This window comes from Haloarchaeobius sp. FL176 (genome assembly GCF_024609245.1).
Classification (GTDB): domain Archaea; phylum Halobacteriota; class Halobacteria; order Halobacteriales; family Natrialbaceae; genus Haloarchaeobius.
Window position 1 is genome coordinate 1 of sequence record NZ_JANJYH010000017.1, and the last position, 17351, is coordinate 17351.

A 17351-nucleotide genomic window follows, 5' to 3' on the forward strand; every position below is an offset into this window, starting at 1 on the left:
TGCTGGCGACGTGGCGCCAGCAGGGACGCAATCCATACGAAGAGCTTCGTCGAGTCGTCAGCAGCAATGATATGATCTCACGGGCTCACGCTGTGCCGGCTGTCGAGACCTCGGGGTAAACACATACGTAAAATATAATCAATTCTCACTCTTTTATATCTGTAATGACGTTCTGTGTCTCTGTGATTATCCCTGTGTACAATAGGTTTGGTAAAGCACAAAGAGCAATTGATTCGGTTGCAAACCAAACCTACGACAACATCCAGCTAGTTATTATTGATGATAATTCAGAGGACGATATTGAAAATCATATTTGTATAGATTGTCAAAAATTCTCAGACGTTTCTATATGTAAACATTCTAAAAATAGGGGTGCGAATGCTGCAAGAAACACCGGCATTGATGAAGCATATGGTGAGTACATAGCTTTCTTAGACTCAGATGATGAATGGAGAGAAAGTAAGATTTCTGAGCAAGTAGAAGATGTTTCAAACTCCAAAGCGAAGTTCAGTTATACATGGGTTAAACAAGTTGATGAGCATAATGAGTATAATTCAATGAATACTCCGTGCGTCTACGGAAGTGCTACAGAAGACCTCATTAAAGGTAATGCGATTGGCACCTTCTCCTCTGTGATGGTCCAACATGATGTGATAACAATGGCAGGTAAGCCAGATGAGCGTTTACCGCTTTGGCAAGATTGGGAATGGTTCCTACGGTTGAGCAGGTATGCGGACTTCACTGGGATAGAGAAACCGCTTACAATACGTCATAACGAAGGTGGACAAATCAGTGATAATTTCGAATTAAAAAGAGATGAAGCATATCCTAAACTGTTGAACTCTTTAAAAAAGTTTGCATCTGAGGGGAATGAGCGAAAAGAGGCAATCGCTAATTTGCATTATAGTCTTGGTTACTCCGCGTTATCTTCGTACCGGTATTCCGAAGCTCGAAAGTGGATCGGCAGAGCAATCAAAAAAGACCCAACAGTTCCTAAGTATTACATGTATCTCTTATCCTCTAGTATTCATTACCCCTACCTTCAGAAGGGTAAGAGAAGCCTTGTGAGGATGTTCAATAATTAAATAAAAATGAACATCGTGCATCTTATAACGGCTTCCAGTTATCTTTGGATACATTCGTAGAAGACTGTGAGTCCCTATGTTAAAACATGAGAAATCCCCCGCCAGTCCCGTTGACTTGTTTACGGGTAGTAGTAGCTATGACCAATTTAAAAGATTTGGACAATGAGGACTGAACTTATTTTCACTCCACGTGAGTTCTTACAAGTCCTTTATGATAAACTAAGGTATTTAATTTCAAGCGGCAAAACCGAGTATGAAATTGGCAGGGAATCTGTTATATTTGTAACCTCATCTTATACCGAATTTATGCGGTTTATTGACCTTGTAGGCGAGGAAACAGTAGTTGAGGATTTAGTCAGTTCGATAAATAAAAGTGATGTCTTCTACGACATTGGTGCCAACGTTGGCACCTACACTTGCTTCGCCGCATCGAAATCACCCAATGGGAGCGTAGTCGCCTTTGAACCAGAACCAGATAACGCAACACGGCTCCGAGAGAACTTAAGTTTAAACGATCTATACGCTGAAGTAGTCGAAGTTGCTCTCTCGAACAGAACTGGAACTGTTAATCTTGAACTCACGGGTGATGAACCCGGTGAAGGCGAGCACACTATCGTAGCAAGCGGTGCTGATTCAGGCTCTATCGAAGTGCCGACAATGAGAGGGGATGATCTCATTGAGAAACGTGGGCTACCCGCTCCGACTATCATAAAGATAGATGTCGAAGGGGCTGAATTTATGGTTCTACAAGGGCTTGCCAAGACGATCGAAGAGAATTGTAGACTCATTTATGTGGAGGTCCATCCAAACAAGATGCTGAGTGGATCTGAAGACCAGGTAGTGTCGTTCCTTGAAAAGAGAGGCTTTGAAGTTGAGTACTTCACGCAGCGTGGTGACGAGCTGTTTTTACGGGCTACGAAGTAGCATCTAATGGCTCAAAGTCTCATCCATCGTTTCGCGTCGATACTTGGTGGGCGGGTGTCGTCCCTTCTATTAGGAGTCCTCATCACACCCATATTGGTCCGTCTCCTTGGTAGTAATCAGTATGGTGACTACGCGTTCTTACTGTCACTGCTTGGCATCACGATGATTCTCGTAAATGCGGGTATCTTTGACGGAACACGAAAATTCATTGCCGAGAATCGCGAGACAGCGGATTGGACGGAGCATGTCTTGGGTTTTTATATCCGAGTAGCCGGGGCATTTGCCGTAGCAGCAGCTATCGGATACGGAGTACTTGCATGGTCTCCACTCTCATCATCAGCCTTAGGCCCACAGTTTGAGACATATCTGTATCTGCTCGCCGCGCTAATACTAGCCCGACAAGCATTCTCCATCACACGTGGTGGTCTAATGGGGTTGGGGTTAGAAAATCGAAGTGAACCACTGAAAATTCTCCAGAAACTGTTGTTTGGTATCTTCGCTCTTTCATTAGCGTATCTGAATTACGGAGTTACGGGAGTTCTCATCGGCCATACCGCTGCGAGTGTTGTCGTCACAGTTCTCGGCGCAATACTGGTTTCGGCAGAAGTTGAGGTCTCAGCTGTCTTCAAGCGGATTCCTGCTGAATTCCCTCGTCGTGAACTACTCTCGTTCAACGGACTCAGCGTAGTTTTGATCTTATTGACTGCCTCGTTATATCATGTTGATATACTCCTGCTCCGGGTGTTAGTCGGGAGCCAACAAACGGGGTACTATCGTGCATCATTAGTCGTCGCAGAGTTTCTTTGGTTTGTTCCAAATGCTCTCCAGATGGTACTACTCCATTCCTCGTCTGAGTATTGGGCAAAGGAGAAAGTGGACCAAATCTCGGAATTAGTCTCTCGAACGACTCGATACAACCTCTTACTCACGATGCTATTCGCTATCGGAATCGCTGCACTTGCCAGTGATTTCGTCCCCTTGTACTTCGGTGCTGAGTTCCAACCTGCAGTCCTTCCATTACTGTTGCTACTACCTGGGGCAGTTGGGTTCGCTCTTGCCCGTCCCATATTTGCTGTTGGGCAAGGGAAAGGTAACCTCAAACCCTTGATTGGTGCGACAGGGAGCGCAGCTATCATGAATCTAGTATTCAATCTCATTTTGATTCCTCGCTATGAAGTAGCTGGAGCGGCAGTAGCTACCAGCATAAGTTATGGAATGATGATACTATTTCACGTGCGGGCAGCACGGAAGATCGGGTTCACTCCTGTCAGAAACCTGCGTATCGACAGAATCCTGGCAGTGGTACTACTGACCGCACCCATCATTTTCCTATTATCTTTCTTGATTGAATCATCTATAAATTCCTTGTTGATAGTACCGCCAATAGGTCTATTCGTATATTCTCTAATATCTTTGAAAGCGGGGGCTATAGAGGCGGATGAGGTAATCTCCGTATTAAATAGGCTCCCAGAGCCATTTTCGAACCACACGAACGTAATAATTCGACGTCTAGAGTAATCCAATTCCGCCGTACTGAATACCAATTCTGATATTCTCAAATAGCGCCCAGTTCCTCCAGAAAAAGAGCATCTTGACGGGGTGTCGTCAAGATAGTCAATGACTTGTAGTAGGGGAAACTGACCGTAGGTAGAACATGACTATTCTGGTGACGGGCGGTGCGGGATTCATCGGGTCACACCTCGTCGAGTATCTGCTGGCGGAGACTGACGAGTCTGTGCTTGTGCTCGATGATTTCTCGACTGGCCGTGAAGAGAATCTTCCCGGTTCGAGTAGGCTGGAACTGGTCGATGGTGATGTCTGTGACCAAGAGTTGATCGAAGACCTGGTGGACAGGTCTGATTCGGTGTATCATCTTGCAGCTGCGGTTGGTGTTGAGAAAGTGGTCGACGAACCGCTGGATTCCTTGCGGACGAATGTGGAGGGGACAAGATACGTTCTCGATGCAGCTGCGGTGGTTGGAACGCCAGTCTTTGTTGCGTCGTCATCGGAAATCTATGGAAAATCGACCGCGGTCCCCTTCAGAGAGGACGACGACAGAGTGATTGGTCCGACGTCGGTCCCGCGTTGGGGATACGCGAACGCGAAGGCGTTGGACGAGTTCTACGCACTCGCTCACCATGACGAGAACAACCTCCCGGTCGTCATCGGACGCTTCTTCAATACTGTCGGCCCCCGCCAGATTGGGGAATACGGGATGGTCATCCCAACGTTCGTCGAACAGGCGCTCGCTGACGACCCGATTACGGTCTACGGCGACGGCACGCAGACGCGGACGTTCATGCACGTCCACGATACCGTCGAGGCCGTTCACGGACTGATGACCGAACCGGAGGCGACCGGTCGCGTATTCAACATCGGGTCGTCCGATTCCGTCAGTATCAATGACCTCGCTCAGCGGGTCAAGGAACTGGCCGGGTCGAAATCAACGATTGAGTACGTTCCGTTCGAAGAGGCGTTCGATGAGGACTTCGAGGAACCGGACCACCGACAGCCAGACGTCACACGACTACGAGATACTCTTGGCTGGACACCGGATAGTGATCTCGATCGGATTCTGAAAGATGTCATAGCTGAACGCCGCGATGACGTGGAGGTGCCCTCATGAGCGACGAACCGCTCCTCGATAGGATCGCGAACCGTGAGACAAAAGTCGGTGTCGTCGGGCTCGGCTACGTCGGACTCCCGTTGAGTCTCTCGTTCGTGGAGGCCGGATTCCAGGTCAGAGGCTTCGACATCGACGACTATCGGGTGGGTGATCTTCAAGCGGGGACCAGTTACATCGACGACGTGACCGACGAACGTCTCTCGGCTGCCCTCGAGAGCGGGTTCGAGCCGTCGACAGAGCAACCGATTGTCGACAACTGTGACGTGTACATCCTCGCAGTCCCGACGGGAATGAGGGCAGATGAACCGGATATGTCTGCGGTAAAAGCCGCAGCAAGGACGGTTGCGGAGCGCTCTGGACGCCGTGAAACGCTCGTCGTCGTCAGCAGCACCGTCTACCCGGGGGCGACGAAGGAAGTCGTCACTCCCATCGTCGAGGCAAACAGAGACGACACAACGCACTTCGCAATGGTCCCGGAACGCCTGAACCCGGGCGGCGAATACGAGTTCTCAGAGATTCCTCTCGTTGTCGGTGCAGATAGTGAGGAAGCAGGGGCGGCAGCAACCGAGCTGTTCGAGAGCGTCGTCGCCAACGCGCATCCAGTCGATTCGACCGAGACCGCGGAGCTCGCGAAGACGCTCGAGAACACGTATCGAATGGTGAACATCGCCGTCGTGAATGAGCTCGTCACGCTCGCAGAGGGACTCGACGCTGACGTGTGGGACGCTATCGACGCAGCAGCCACCAAACCGTTCGGGTTCCAGCCGTTCCAGCCGGGGCCCGGTGTCGGTGGGCACTGTATCCCCATCGATCCCCAATTCCTCTCCTGGCGTGCGGAGGAACTCGGAACCGATCTTTCGCTACTTAACGGTGCCCAGCGGGTCAACGAGCGGATGCCGGCCCTCGTTTCCGAGCGAGTCGAGACGGCCCTTCACGACCGCGACATCGACCCGACTGAGGCACGGATTTTGGCACTCGGTGCAGCCTACAAGCCGAACGTCGGCGACACTCGGAACTCTCCCGCGCTCCAGGTCGTCGAAGCGCTTCCCGAGGACGCCGAGGTAATCGTCGCAGACCCCCACACCGAGCCGACCGAGGTCGCACGGGAACTCGTTCGGACACCGACCGCGTCCGATATGCAGTCCGCAGATATCGTCGTATTGCTCGTTGACCACGACGCATTCGACCTAGACGCTATCGGGGAGCACGCATCGCTCGTCTTCGATACCAGAGATGCGATGCCGGACGAAACGGATGCGGAAGTGGTTACACTCGGTCAAGGCTCCGGCGAGACTTCAGCCGAACATCCCACCAAACCTCCCAAACTGGAATCGAAGTAACAGTCAGCGACTCACTGTTCTCCTTCGGAATCCCAAACAAGTGAGAGCACGTCCTGAAACACCTTCCACAGCTGCCTGATGACAATTTTCAGATCGTACCATAAGCCTTGGTTACGGATGTACTGAATATCGTACTGGATCTTCTCACGCGGGTTCTGGCTGTTCGCCTCGTTGATCTGGGCTAACCCAGTCAACCCAGGCTTGACAAACCATCGCTGACGCCACTGTGCGGTCTCGGCTTCGAAGTCGTCTTCGAGAGCGGTCTGTGCGGGACGTGGACCGACCACGCTCATCCCACCGGTCAGAATCGACCAGAGCTGTGGAATCTCGTCGAGGTGGGTCGTCCGGAGGAAGTTCCCGAGTGGCGTCTCGCGGTCGCCTTCGAACGTGGTTCCGACTTCACCGTCGGGATCGGGCTTCAGTGTCCGGAACTTGTACACGGTGAACGTCTCCCCGAAGAGGTACGTCCGATCCTGACTGAACAGGATTGGACCGTTCCCCTCCAGTTTGATCGCGAGCGCGATGAGAGCGATAACGGGAGAGAGCACGAAAAGTGCCGTCCCAGCAAATGCAACGTCGAACCCGCGTTTGAACACGTAGTCTTGTATGTCCCAGGGTTCGACCTGAACGTCCACGAGTGTCCCTACCTCGATATCCTCGGTCAGCACGGCGTCGGCGTGGTCGCGGTGCACCTTCACAGCGACGCCGTGTTCGTAACAGGCGTCGAGCGCGCCGAAGAACTCCGCACGGTCAGTGTGCTCGAACGCGAGGACGACCGTGTCCACGTCGTATTCGACGAGCACGTCTTCGATGCGTGAGAGTCCACCGAGACGCTCCAGTCCTGTACCGCCGTCTGTGATAGCGATGGCAGGTTCGGTATCTCCGTTCCCATCGAACGCGACGGTCGGACAGAGATAGCCGAGCAGCGGGATATCGACTTCCTCCACGAGCTGCTTCACCCGGTCAGGGTCATCGCCGACGATGATCGCACGTTCGGCCTCACCCGACGGACGTCGACGAATCCAAACGAACCATGCGGGAAGAACCACCAGCAGGAGCGGTGCGACCGTGAGCAGGGTGAGTCGGGGGAGTCGATAGGTGTAGTCGAAGTACCCAATCGTCGCGAGTGCCAGCATCGCGACCAAGACGCGTTTCTGGCCGAGTACGACTGTATCGACGATCCGCCGTGGGCGGGGCTTGTAGAGTGGGATGAACACTGCAGTCACCACGACGACGGTCACTGTGATTTCGAAGACACCCTCCATACCGGAAGGCGAATCGACGGGAAGACGATTCAAGAGCGGGAGGGAGCCGAGAAGTGACTGGACAAGAGAGCTGTTGGCGAGCGCCACCACGAGCACTGTCAGCGCCACAACGCCAGCGACACTCGCGAGCCGATACCGCCAGCCACCATTCATTATCAGTCGGACTATCGTCGGTTAGGTTAAATGCTCCGAAGATGACAGACACCCACCGACGGCAGCACTGTTTCGTTCCAGTCTAGTATCCTATTATTTTCATTATCTCATGGATTCATCCTTCCACATAGAGCCGAGTATCGACACTCGTCGCAACAACATCCCCAATCAAAGTTGGGGGCAAAAAGGGACTGCTGGTTCTCGGCGAGTCCTGTCAGGCTGGAAGTCTCCAGCGAATCACGAATATCGCTCGGTGGCATTCCCGACCGAGACGGTTTCGTTTCCAAGCACTTCCGACTCGGTGACCGTGACAGTCGTCCCAGCCACTCGGTACTCAGTCCCGTACGGGACCCGAATCCGGTACGTTCCGTCCGCGCCGACCGTAACCCGACGCTCGTATGTGAACTCGGCTCCCGAGATCGTGACGGTCGTCGATGCGGTTATCGTTTCTCCTGCAGTCGCATTCCCTTCGATGACAGCCCCCGGTACAACCTGGAACACTCTGATCGACCCATCAGCACTCGCGTGAACTACGCGATAGTGTCCCAAGCCCGAAAATCCGTCCGTCGCACTCCCCCAGTACTCGTGCAATCGAACCCCGACCGTCGACTCGTTCATCCCATCAGAGATCCACTTGCTCTCTGTCACGATGTATCCACGTCTATTTCCGAGTCGTTCGTACGCAGACTGTGGATCAGTTTCAATCAAGAACTGGTTATAGTTCGACTGCGCGAACCCATACGAACTCGATTCGCCGCTCACGAAGTAGTTGTACATCCGGTTCCGGTCCCACTGGCTGAATACGTAGTTCTCGGGGTACTCCGAACCCTGTTCAACAGTGTGGCTCTCGATAGCCGTGGCAGCCTCGTACTGTTCGTCTTCGATTGTAGTGAGGTCGATCTTCAATGGCGTGAAGAGGATACCGACACCTGCGACGAGGATGAACAAGACGAGGAGGTATCGAAGTGAATTCCGGTCGGGGAGGGACAGTCCAGTCCGTTGACTCGATGGAACTCGTGCAGATACCGTGTCTGCTTCGTCGCTCAACACGTGCGGAGTAGGATCGGTGATGTCGACGACAGACGCGAGATGGACGAATCCCAGTCCGGCGAACAGTGCGACGAAGGCACCCAGTTCCCCGCTGAACCGCACCTGGATCAGTGCCAAAAGCAGGAAGAACCACCCGTACATGCAGGGAACGAGCCACCGTCTGCTCGGTGTCCGTGCCGCACGCCAGGTCACCCACGTGAGATACGGCAGGGCGAGAAAGAGGAGGAGTCCGAACCAGAAGATCGGCGCGGCTACCAACCCGAGGTCGCCTTGGAACAGTGGTTGTGACTCCGCGATTCCCTCCGTGTTGAACAGGAAGTCGAGTCCGCCAGAGAGTGTCGATTCGAGGTTGGGAAGTAGTACGAACGCACCAGCGACTACTGCACCCCCACCGACAGCTTCTGCCACCGCGTACGACCGAGCAGACAAACCAACCCGAGTGAACACCGCTGCAAGTACGGTCACCGTCAGGACCCCTGCGAACAGTAGCGCGGGCGTCGACGCTGCGAGATCCGTATGCCAGTCGAGCGTCGAGTGAAACAGCCACACGAGACCAGCCGCAAGGCACGTTCCGAGCAGTATCGGTGCATGATCACGTAACGGATGTCCGTCAGTTGCCACCAGCACGAGTGCAGACCCGGCAGCGTAGATACCCACCGGGAGTATCAGTAGGGGTCCAGCGTCCCAGGCGAGGACTTGTCCCGTAATGCCGACAGTCAAACACGCGACCGCGAGCCATCCCGACCAGTCCCGAACGTGGGGGCGGTCGGTCGCCACAACGAGGCCATAGGCAGTGAGCAGAAGCCACGGGTAGTCGAACGCGTGATGGTCTGCGAATCCGACTGCAGTCCGGAGTGCATGATCAGGAATCACGGCGAGCATCACGACCGCTGCGAGCGCGACTCGCCGGTCGGCGGTCAGCCGGAACGCGAGCAGGTACAACAGGACTGAGAGGACGACTGCTGCAACGACGGGGTAAACTGCCAGTACGACCCCTGTCGTGTACTGACCACCTCCGAAGAGAGCGGATACGAACCACAGTACAGCGACGAGCAGCGGCTCTCCCTTGCGAGCGCCAAATTCGATTTCCGAAACTACGCCGAAGTCGAACGGGCCGCTCGACTGCGCGAGCAGTTGTTCGACCAGATACCGATAGTAGTACGGATCGTTTGAGGAGAGAACCACCGCGTCGCCCCGGAACACCGACGGAATCGAGAACGACCGCATCGCGACCACGAGCAGGAGGGCACCAGCGAGCGCGAGTGCGGCGTTCCGGTCCACCGACGGCAGTGAGAGAGACGGCATCGAGACCCCCGACCCGTCCTCCTCCGTCACGGCGTCCTCGCCGTCGAGTGCAGCACGAACAGCGGACCGATCCGCAACGCGGTAGTCGCCGTCGTCGTCCTTCTCGACGGCGCCCCGGGAGACGAGTTCTCCGAAGGCCCCGGAGTCCAGCGGCACGTCGTCGAACGTCCAGCCGTCGGCGTCCGCATCGACATCGAGGACCGTCTCGAGGTCAGCCTCCAGCGCGGGCTTGTCCGCGAGCAGCGACTCAGTCGCGGACCGTGCGTCGTCCATACTCCGTTACTCCGTGATGAGTGGAATAAATCCATCGCGATAGTCGTCGCCCCATGAGTTTGGTTAACCAACAGAGGTCGGTTGTTGGTTAATGAGTGTCGCGAGTTCAACCACTATCGACCAATCGCGCCACAGCATCACACAACACCGACAGTTTATCTAAAGCGGTCGTAGTCGTTCGACGCACGCGCAGGCACCCCACGATGAAGGTATACCCGAAGATTCCGCGCTACGACCATCCGGTCGTTCCATCGTCGATGTTCGACGCCGACGACCTGACCCTGTGCGAGAAGTTCGACGGGAGCAGCTTCCGGTTCACGCTGTACGACGAGCGCTACAGCGATCACTACCCGGAACAGGTGTCGATGGCAGCTGACGGCGACGGGAGCCTCGTATTCGGTACGCGACGGTCCATCAGAGGTAGCCATCACGATTCGCTCGAGACAGTCGACGGTGCACTCCACCGAGCCGTCCGCACGCTCCGGGACGGAATCGACACCGAGGCGCTCCGAACGGTCCACGAGTCGTACGACACCCCGGCCGTGGTGTACGCAGAGAACCTCGTGTACTCGACGCTGGACTACGGGTACACCGAGCGAGCGCTCCCGGCGCTCGTCGGGTTCGACGCGCTTCCGTACTCGGCCATCAAGACGATGACACCACCCGGGAACCCATACGAAGAGACCTTCGACGGGTTCCTGTCGTGGGAAACCGCGTCGGATATCTTCGAACAGATTCGCGTCGAGGACGTGCCGACAACAGAATCGTTCGTCCCGGCGACGGTGCTCGAGCGCCCGAGCGATGGCTTCGAACCCGAGACCTACACGTTCCCAACGTCCTCGCTCGCGCCCGAGGTACAGGTAGAGGGCGTCGTCGCACGGACCGACGAGCATGGATACCGCGTGAAGCTCGTCCGGGACGAGTTCAGGGAGCTCAACCGCGAGCAGTTCGGACGCCAGCCGGCGGACGCCGAGTCCGGTGCGGAGTACGTCGTCGCCGCGTTCTGTACGCCCGGACGGATCCGCAAGCAGGTTCGAAAGCTGGTAATCGAGGAGGATCACGAGTTCGGCCTGCACCTGAATGACGAGCTGTATCCCCGCGTCGTCGAGGACATGTGGGCCGAGAACTGGCCGGAGCTGATGGAGCTTGATGTCTCGTTCATCCCGGCCGAGATCTACCCGTTGGTAGCCAATCGGTGTCGCTGTAACCCCTCATATATTTGCATAGTCAGAAGATATATTGAGACACACCACGTACAGTCGTGTATTACCGAGTTCGATCCGGCCCGGGACGCCGACACCACCGAGCGACGATGGCAGGAGGGGACGGACACGTTCGGACGCATCTACGAGGTCGCTCTCGGTGTCACAGACCCGACGCCGTACACCGAAATAGCCGAGATAGCGGACTGCTCGCCGAACGCCGCGAAGAAACATCTCGAACGGCTCACCGAGATGGGTATCGTTCGCGCAGACAGGGAGAGTCGGCCCGCCCGATACGAGCGGAACCAGGCCTACCTTGAATGGCAGGATGCCAGCCGGATTGCGGACGAACTCACCGTCGATGAGATCATCGACCGCGTCAAGCGACTGGAAGAAGAGCGTGCGGAGTACGAGGAACAGTTCGATACGACTGACCCAACGACTGTGTCTGTGTTCGACTACGAAGACCACGAGAGGGTCCACGAGCAGATGGCCGCGGTCAGCGACTGGCAGGGCGTGATTCGTGACATTCGATTGTACGAACTCGCGCGTCAGCTGTCACAGAACGACGGTCACCTGATTCCGGCGTAGGATGAGCCCGTCAGCAGACGGCCACGGCACGACTGGGCCACCGGACAGGGAGACACTCCGACTACTCGAACGACATCTCGCGTCGGATTCGCTCGTCGCCGAGACCGCGTTCGACCCGAACCGATTCGAGCCGCGACTCCTTCGAGTGAGACTCGCCGCCGAACAGTACCCGGAGATAGTCGAGACAGCCCGGCTCGACGTTCGATGGTTCACGACGGGCGATTTCTCGATACACTACATCGAGGAGCACGACGAGAGCCGTTGGGAGTGTCGGTGGGACCGGCATCCGAACGGCCACAACGCCCGCCTGCACTTCCACCAGCCTCCGGATGGAGCGGAAATCACGAATTTCTCGCTCTCCTCACTCCACCCGCTCGAACTTTACTCGACAGTCCTGGATGCAACCGAAGCACGAATCGAAACGCTGTGGGAAGAGACCAACCAGTATTTCTACACGCGAGCAGGCCGAATAGCCCGGAGCTTGACCCCGAGTCGACTCACCGAAATACGTGAAGCAGGCGTTGCAGTCGTGACGATTGCCGGATCGTGACCGACTCCGTTTGTATTCTGGATTCGGGCTCATCCTCCTGATGTTCAGTGAGACGCTGCTGGGACTGCTGTAGGTCGGTAACCTCGTCGCGTGTCCGTGCGAGTTCTCGTTCGAGGCTGTCGACTCGATTCCGGAGCAGGTCGACACGCTCGCGGAGCATCGTGGCTTCCTGATTCGAAACTGAAGGACGGGAGTCGCTGTCAGCAACGTCTTCGTCACCTACGGTTTGCTCGTACGTCTCACTCGACACCTGCACGGCGTTCGCGATAGTCTGTTCCCCGTATGTCGACCCGTCGGCGTAGTGGACCTCGTCCCACTTCTCGCGGTACAGGCCGGAGTCGCGAAACAGTCGGTCCATCTGCGTCTCGTCGTTGCCAGTCCAGAACGCCAGCAGACAGCACAGTGCCATATCGGCCTCAGACTGGCTCTCGTACCCCGCCGTACTCCCGTTCCAGAGTCGCTCGAACTTCGCGCCGTTCTTCGCGGTCGTCGCCTTCTCGACGAGGTCGGCATCAGAAAGAGACGTCGGCGTAGACACAGTACCGTGCTTCTGTGCTCGCTCTTCGGTCGACCGCTCGTCACCGCCGTACACGTACTGCTCGTACAACGGCGCGAATGCGTCCTGTCGTTCCTCGATGCATGTCGGCGTTCCCGCGAGATGGTCGCCCGTCATGGTGAAGAGACGGGCCGAGTCGTAGCACTCCACTGACCCCGACCGGGACTTCGTGCTTGGAATCACCCCCTCGATGAGTACGTGGACACCCTCACCGGAGGGGCTGACTTCGGTATAGGAATCTAACCGCTCCACGATATCCTCAGCCCAATCGGTCAGCTCGCCGTCCTCGCGACAGTCGTCGAGGTCCACGCCGACGAAGGGGTCGTCTTCGGTGAACACGAAGCCGAGTCCATCCTCCGCTTCAGAAGCACCAAGCGCGACCTCGTACAGACTCCACGTCTCCGGGTCCGAGACCGATGCAAAGGAACCGGTCTGTGGGTCGATCGGGACCTTGGTCATCTTCCCGTCGCGTTCCTTCGCTCGCCAGCACACCCACTGCGGGTAGTCACGAAGGGCAGCGGGAATCGCGTCCGCGTCGACCGTCATCGAGACCCCTCACCACCGTCGAGACTCAGTCGAACGTTCGGGTGCTGGTCACCATCAGGCTCGGAGTCCGCCTCATCCTCACCCATCACTTTCCCATCGAGCACCTGCTGCTCGTACGGGCTTGCTCGAACACGCAATGGAAACCAGCCTTCCTCGTCGATACCCAACAGTGCCTCAGAGAACCCATCCTCGTCGTTGCCTGCCTTCGCGGTGCGGACCCAGTTCACCTCGCGCTCGCTCAGCCCGAACCACTCCGCGAGCTTCTCCGCCTCTTCATCCACACGATGAAGCAACGTCATCGAGCAGAGGCTCGCGATGGTCTTCGCTTCTGGCGTGAGTGCGAACTCGCCGCCGGTCTGCGTGATGAAGTGCAGCGAGAGATCGTAGTGCCTGCTGTGACGTACCGCGGTCTCGAGAAAGCCCAGCGAGGTCGAGTCATGTAACAGATAGTGCGGCCTCGTCGATGACGAACACGACGCGCTTGTCGGTGCCCTTCGCGCGTTCATACACCGCGTTGAACAGTACCTGCATCATCAGGCTCGTCTCGGCCTGGCCACGGACGCCCTCTTCCTGGTGCAGGTCAAGATACACCACCGGGGAGCCGAGGTCGAACTCCGTGGGCTGGGCGAGGTTCTCGAAATCGCCGTCCGCGCGGAATGACGGCTGGAGGTCGGTGAGCAGCGCCTCCGCATCCGCCCGGACACGCTCCTGGACACCGTCGTTCGTGTAGCCGAACGCCGCAGGGTCGTCCAGCATCGACTCGAGCACGCGCAGGAGGTCGGTAATCGTCTGCGACTCCTTGCCATGCGTTGCGGGGTTTCGCGTGATGCCCGCCTGCTCGTAGGTCTCTTGCACCGCACGACGCAGTGTCTGTGTCCGGTCACCGAGCGGGTTCGACGCGACGTGTGTGAAGAAGGTCTTGAAGAACGGGAGTATTCATGCTATCTGCTCTTCTCACGGGTCGATGTCGGGCGTCGATTCGAGCACAGCTTACGGTGTCTCCCGAATCTCAAGCGGGTTGAACCCACACGTGCCATCCAGAGTGACACGCTCGCCATCGAGAGGGGTCATCGCGCACACCCAACCAGCGCTGTCGTCCGACAACCCCACGAAACAACCAACAACATCATACTTCAGCCCGTCTGACGGATTTATATGACTGCTGCTTCCGGGGACGACGGGCATCAATTCGTCCATCCGGACTCAGAGCCTATCGAGCTCCTGCACGTCGACGACGACGCGAAGTTCGCAGCTCTCGTTGCCGAGTTTCTCGAACGGCATGGAGAGCGGTTTCACGTCCACACCGAGACCGACCCGAACGCGGCGCTGTCGACGATTCGAAATGAAGAAATCGACTTCGACTGCATCGTCAGTGACTACGACATGCCCGGGCTGGACGGGCTCGAACTCCTCCAGGAGATCCGAACGGACTACCCGGACCTGCCGTTCGTTCTGTTCACCGGCCACGGCTCCGAAGCGATCGCGAGCGAAGCGATCACCGCCGGCGTCACGGAGTACCTGCAGAAAGGCGGCGGCACCGAGCAGTACACCGTGCTCGCCAACCGGATCGACCAGGTCGTCGAGCGATACTGGGCTAATCGCTACGCCGATCGCGCACGGCAGGCTATCGAAACAGCACAGGGTGGCATCAACATCCTCGATGCGGACGGTTACATCCAGTACGTCAACCGGGCGTGTGCAGACCTTCTCGGGTACGAGCGTGAAGAGCTAGTCGGCCAGCATTGGGAGACCCTCTATCGCGACGAGGACATCGATGAAGTCTACGATGAGCTGTTGCCGGCCGCACGACAGGGACAGTGGCAGGGCCGGACAACCTTCGAACGCAAGGACGGGGGGATCCTCGAGACCAACCATACCCTCACCGTCGGCCGTGACGGCTCGCTGGTCTGTACGTTCTCGCCGCTCGACGACCCCGCCACAGAACGGGCGCTCTCACTCAGAGAGCGCACGATGGCCGAAGCGCCCGTCGGTATCGTCCTGTTCGACCCGCACGCCGAGGGGAACCCGATCACGTACGCGAACGACGCCTTCATCGATCTCACGGGCTACGACAGACCCGACGTCGTGGGGCGGGAGTGGCTCTTCCTGCAGGGTGAAGAGACGAGCGACGACGCCGTTGCCGAACTCCGCTCGGCCGTCCAGAACCACGACCGAAGCACCGTCGAGATGCGGAACTATCGCGCGGACGGCACCGAGTTCTGGAACCGTGTACGAGTCGCCCCGGTGTTCGGTTCCGACGGCGAGCTGGCACACTTCCTCAGCTTCCACGACGACGTGACGGAACGAAAGACCGCCGAGGAGCGACTCCGCGCCGGGACGGCCCGCCTCGAAGCAGTGTTCGAGGGGTCGCCCGACATGATCGTGATCCACGACGCCGACGGCGTCATCCACGACGTCAACCAGCAATCGTGCGAGAAACTCGGCTATACCGAGGCCGAACTCGTCGGAAAGTCCGTGTTGGACATCGACGTGACGGCCGACAGGGAGCGTGCACAGTCGTTCTGGAAGAATCTGCCGACGAACTGTCCGCGTCGCTTCGAGGGTGAACTCCAGCGGCGTGACGGCACGACGATTCCGGTCGAGATCCACCTGATCCGGCTCGACCTCGACGGTGAGGACCGCTTCGTCGCGATGGATCGCGATATCACCGAGCAGAAAGCACGCGAGGCGGAGCTCCTCCGGCAGAACGAGCGACTCGATCGCTTCACGAGCGTCGTCAGTCACGACCTCAGGAACCCGCTCCAGCTCGCCCAGGGCCGTCTCGAACTCCTCGAAGCGGAGTGCACCAGCGAACACACCGAGGATATCGAATACGCGTTGGATCGGATAGACACGCTGATCGACGACCTACTCGCCTTCGCCCGTCTCGGTGACGAGGCGATGGAAATCGAGCCCGTGGACCTCTCCGAGCTCGTCCGGACGAGTTGGGAGACAGTCGAGACGGCCGAGGCGACGCTCGTCCTGGAGACGAATCGCTCCGTGGACGCTGACCGCGACAAGCTCCAGCAGCTGTTCGAGAACCTCTTCCGAAACAGCGTCGAGCACGGCGGCGCAGACGTCACCGTGTCCGTCGGCGACACGGATTCTGGGTTCTACGTTGCGGACGACGGCCCCGGAATCTCGGCGGCAGAACGGGGCGACGTGTTCGAGGCGGGTTTCTCGACGACGGACGCAGGGACCGGCTTCGGCCTGAACATCGTCAGGCAGATCGTCGACGCACACGACTGGGAGATCAGTATCACCGAAAGCGAGGGCGGTGGCACGCGCTTCGACGTACGAACCGTCTGACCTGCGTTCAAATGAACGCCTGATGCAACCGGTGAGACACTGCTGACGAAGCTGGGCGATATGCCCTGCATCCCACCTCTTGGTTTCGACGTAGTAGCCGAGTGTGGCCACAACGTATTCCGCGGGAAGCACGCAGCGGGTAGCGAGCGTGCGGAGGACGTGCGGTGTCGTAGAGAGTGTATTCCGGTCGTCGAGGGTGAGAGCGACGTCTTCCCGTACAGCAGTGTGGGGTATCGATCAAGTGCCGAGGCTTGACAGCATCGCCCGAAGCCTGTTTGCGTTTTCTTCGGTACACGGCACGGCGTCCATATCGAACGTCAAGACCACTGTGTAGCTGTTCGACGCGCCACTATAGCCGCGGATGTGGGTGTCGTAGCCGGCGTCCGGACCGGGGTCCAGGAGGATGTCACAGTCGTCCGGCGTCTGGGTGGATTGGAGTTCTGAACGCTCGATTGGCTGTGCGGCGCTGGCGCCCCCGGCGAACGCGGTGAGCACGAGTAGTACGCCCAGGAGACCGACACCAGTTCGACGCAGGGCGCGTCGTGATCGTGCGGTGGTCAACGGTGTCTCGCTCAT

At 57.4% G+C, this 17351-nt stretch carries 11 protein-coding genes and 3 pseudogenes; 9 read left to right on the plus strand and 5 right to left on the minus strand.

Going from position 1 to position 17351, the window contains the following annotated elements:
* Positions 1 to 164: 164 nt before the first annotated feature.
* From NO978_RS18670 to NO978_RS18690, 5 genes are all read left to right on the plus strand, one after another.
* Positions 165 to 1085, plus strand: a complete 921-nt coding sequence (locus NO978_RS18670) for a glycosyltransferase family 2 protein (RefSeq protein ID WP_257301046.1) — start codon at positions 165 to 167, stop codon at positions 1083 to 1085.
* A 162-nt stretch (positions 1086 to 1247) separates the two neighbouring features.
* Entirely contained in the window at positions 1248 to 2009 is a 762-nt protein-coding gene (locus NO978_RS18675) for an FkbM family methyltransferase (protein ID WP_257301047.1), read from the plus strand.
* A gap of 6 nt (positions 2010 to 2015) precedes the next feature.
* Complete coding sequence (locus tag NO978_RS18680) at positions 2016 to 3527, plus strand: polysaccharide biosynthesis C-terminal domain-containing protein (protein ID WP_257301048.1); 1512 nt, start codon at positions 2016 to 2018, stop codon at positions 3525 to 3527.
* A gap of 136 nt (positions 3528 to 3663) precedes the next feature.
* Positions 3664 to 4635, plus strand: a complete 972-nt coding sequence (locus NO978_RS18685) for an NAD(P)-dependent oxidoreductase (RefSeq protein ID WP_257301049.1) — start codon at positions 3664 to 3666, stop codon at positions 4633 to 4635.
* A complete protein-coding gene (locus tag NO978_RS18690; RefSeq protein ID WP_257301050.1) occupies positions 4632 to 5975 on the plus strand; it encodes a nucleotide sugar dehydrogenase in 1344 nt (447 codons plus the stop codon). The genes NO978_RS18685 and NO978_RS18690 overlap by 4 nt, the downstream gene beginning before the upstream one ends.
* Before the next feature lie 11 nt (positions 5976 to 5986).
* Here NO978_RS18690 and NO978_RS18695 read toward each other — a convergent pair whose 3' ends face one another.
* Together NO978_RS18695 and NO978_RS18700 are read right to left on the minus strand one after the other, a co-directional pair.
* Positions 5987 to 7393, minus strand: coding sequence for a sugar transferase (locus NO978_RS18695; RefSeq protein ID WP_257301051.1), 1407 nt, complete (start codon positions 7391 to 7393; stop codon positions 5987 to 5989).
* 237 nt (positions 7394 to 7630) lie between these two features.
* Positions 7631 to 9904, minus strand: coding sequence for an STT3 domain-containing protein (locus NO978_RS18700; protein WP_257301052.1), 2274 nt, complete (start codon positions 9902 to 9904; stop codon positions 7631 to 7633).
* 320 nt (positions 9905 to 10224) lie between these two features.
* On the opposite strand from NO978_RS18700, the pseudogene NO978_RS20085 reads away from it, so the two are divergent.
* The 3 genes and pseudogenes from NO978_RS20085 to NO978_RS20095 all read left to right on the plus strand — a co-directional run.
* Positions 10225 to 11220, plus strand: a pseudogene (locus NO978_RS20085) (RNA ligase family protein); the annotation flags it as partial.
* Positions 11221 to 11286: 66 nt separating this feature from the next.
* On the plus strand, positions 11287 to 11814 hold the full coding sequence (locus tag NO978_RS20090) for a winged helix-turn-helix domain-containing protein (protein WP_369684166.1): 528 nt from the start codon (positions 11287 to 11289) through the stop codon (positions 11812 to 11814).
* Between the two features lies 1 nt (position 11815).
* Positions 11816 to 12247, plus strand: a pseudogene (locus NO978_RS20095) (hypothetical protein); the annotation flags it as partial.
* A 64-nt stretch (positions 12248 to 12311) separates the two neighbouring features.
* On the opposite strand, the gene NO978_RS18715 reads toward NO978_RS20095, so the two are convergent.
* On the minus strand, positions 12312 to 13466 hold the full coding sequence (locus NO978_RS18715) for a hypothetical protein (RefSeq protein WP_257301055.1): 1155 nt from the start codon (positions 13464 to 13466) through the stop codon (positions 12312 to 12314).
* Positions 13463 to 14528 (minus strand): annotated as a pseudogene (locus NO978_RS18720) (transfer complex protein); the annotation flags it as partial. The pseudogene NO978_RS18720 and the gene NO978_RS18715, both read right to left, overlap by 4 nt.
* A 93-nt stretch (positions 14529 to 14621) precedes the next feature.
* Between NO978_RS18720 and NO978_RS18725 the strand changes: the two are divergent.
* Complete coding sequence (locus tag NO978_RS18725) at positions 14622 to 16775, plus strand: PAS domain S-box protein (RefSeq protein WP_257301056.1); 2154 nt, start codon at positions 14622 to 14624, stop codon at positions 16773 to 16775.
* A 237-nt stretch (positions 16776 to 17012) separates the two neighbouring features.
* Here the strand turns inward: NO978_RS18725 and NO978_RS18730 are convergent, their stop codons facing one another.
* Positions 17013 to 17351 carry a hypothetical protein gene (locus NO978_RS18730; protein WP_257301057.1) on the minus strand — a complete coding sequence of 113 codons (339 nt, stop codon included), beginning with the start codon at positions 17349 to 17351 and terminating at the stop codon, positions 17013 to 17015.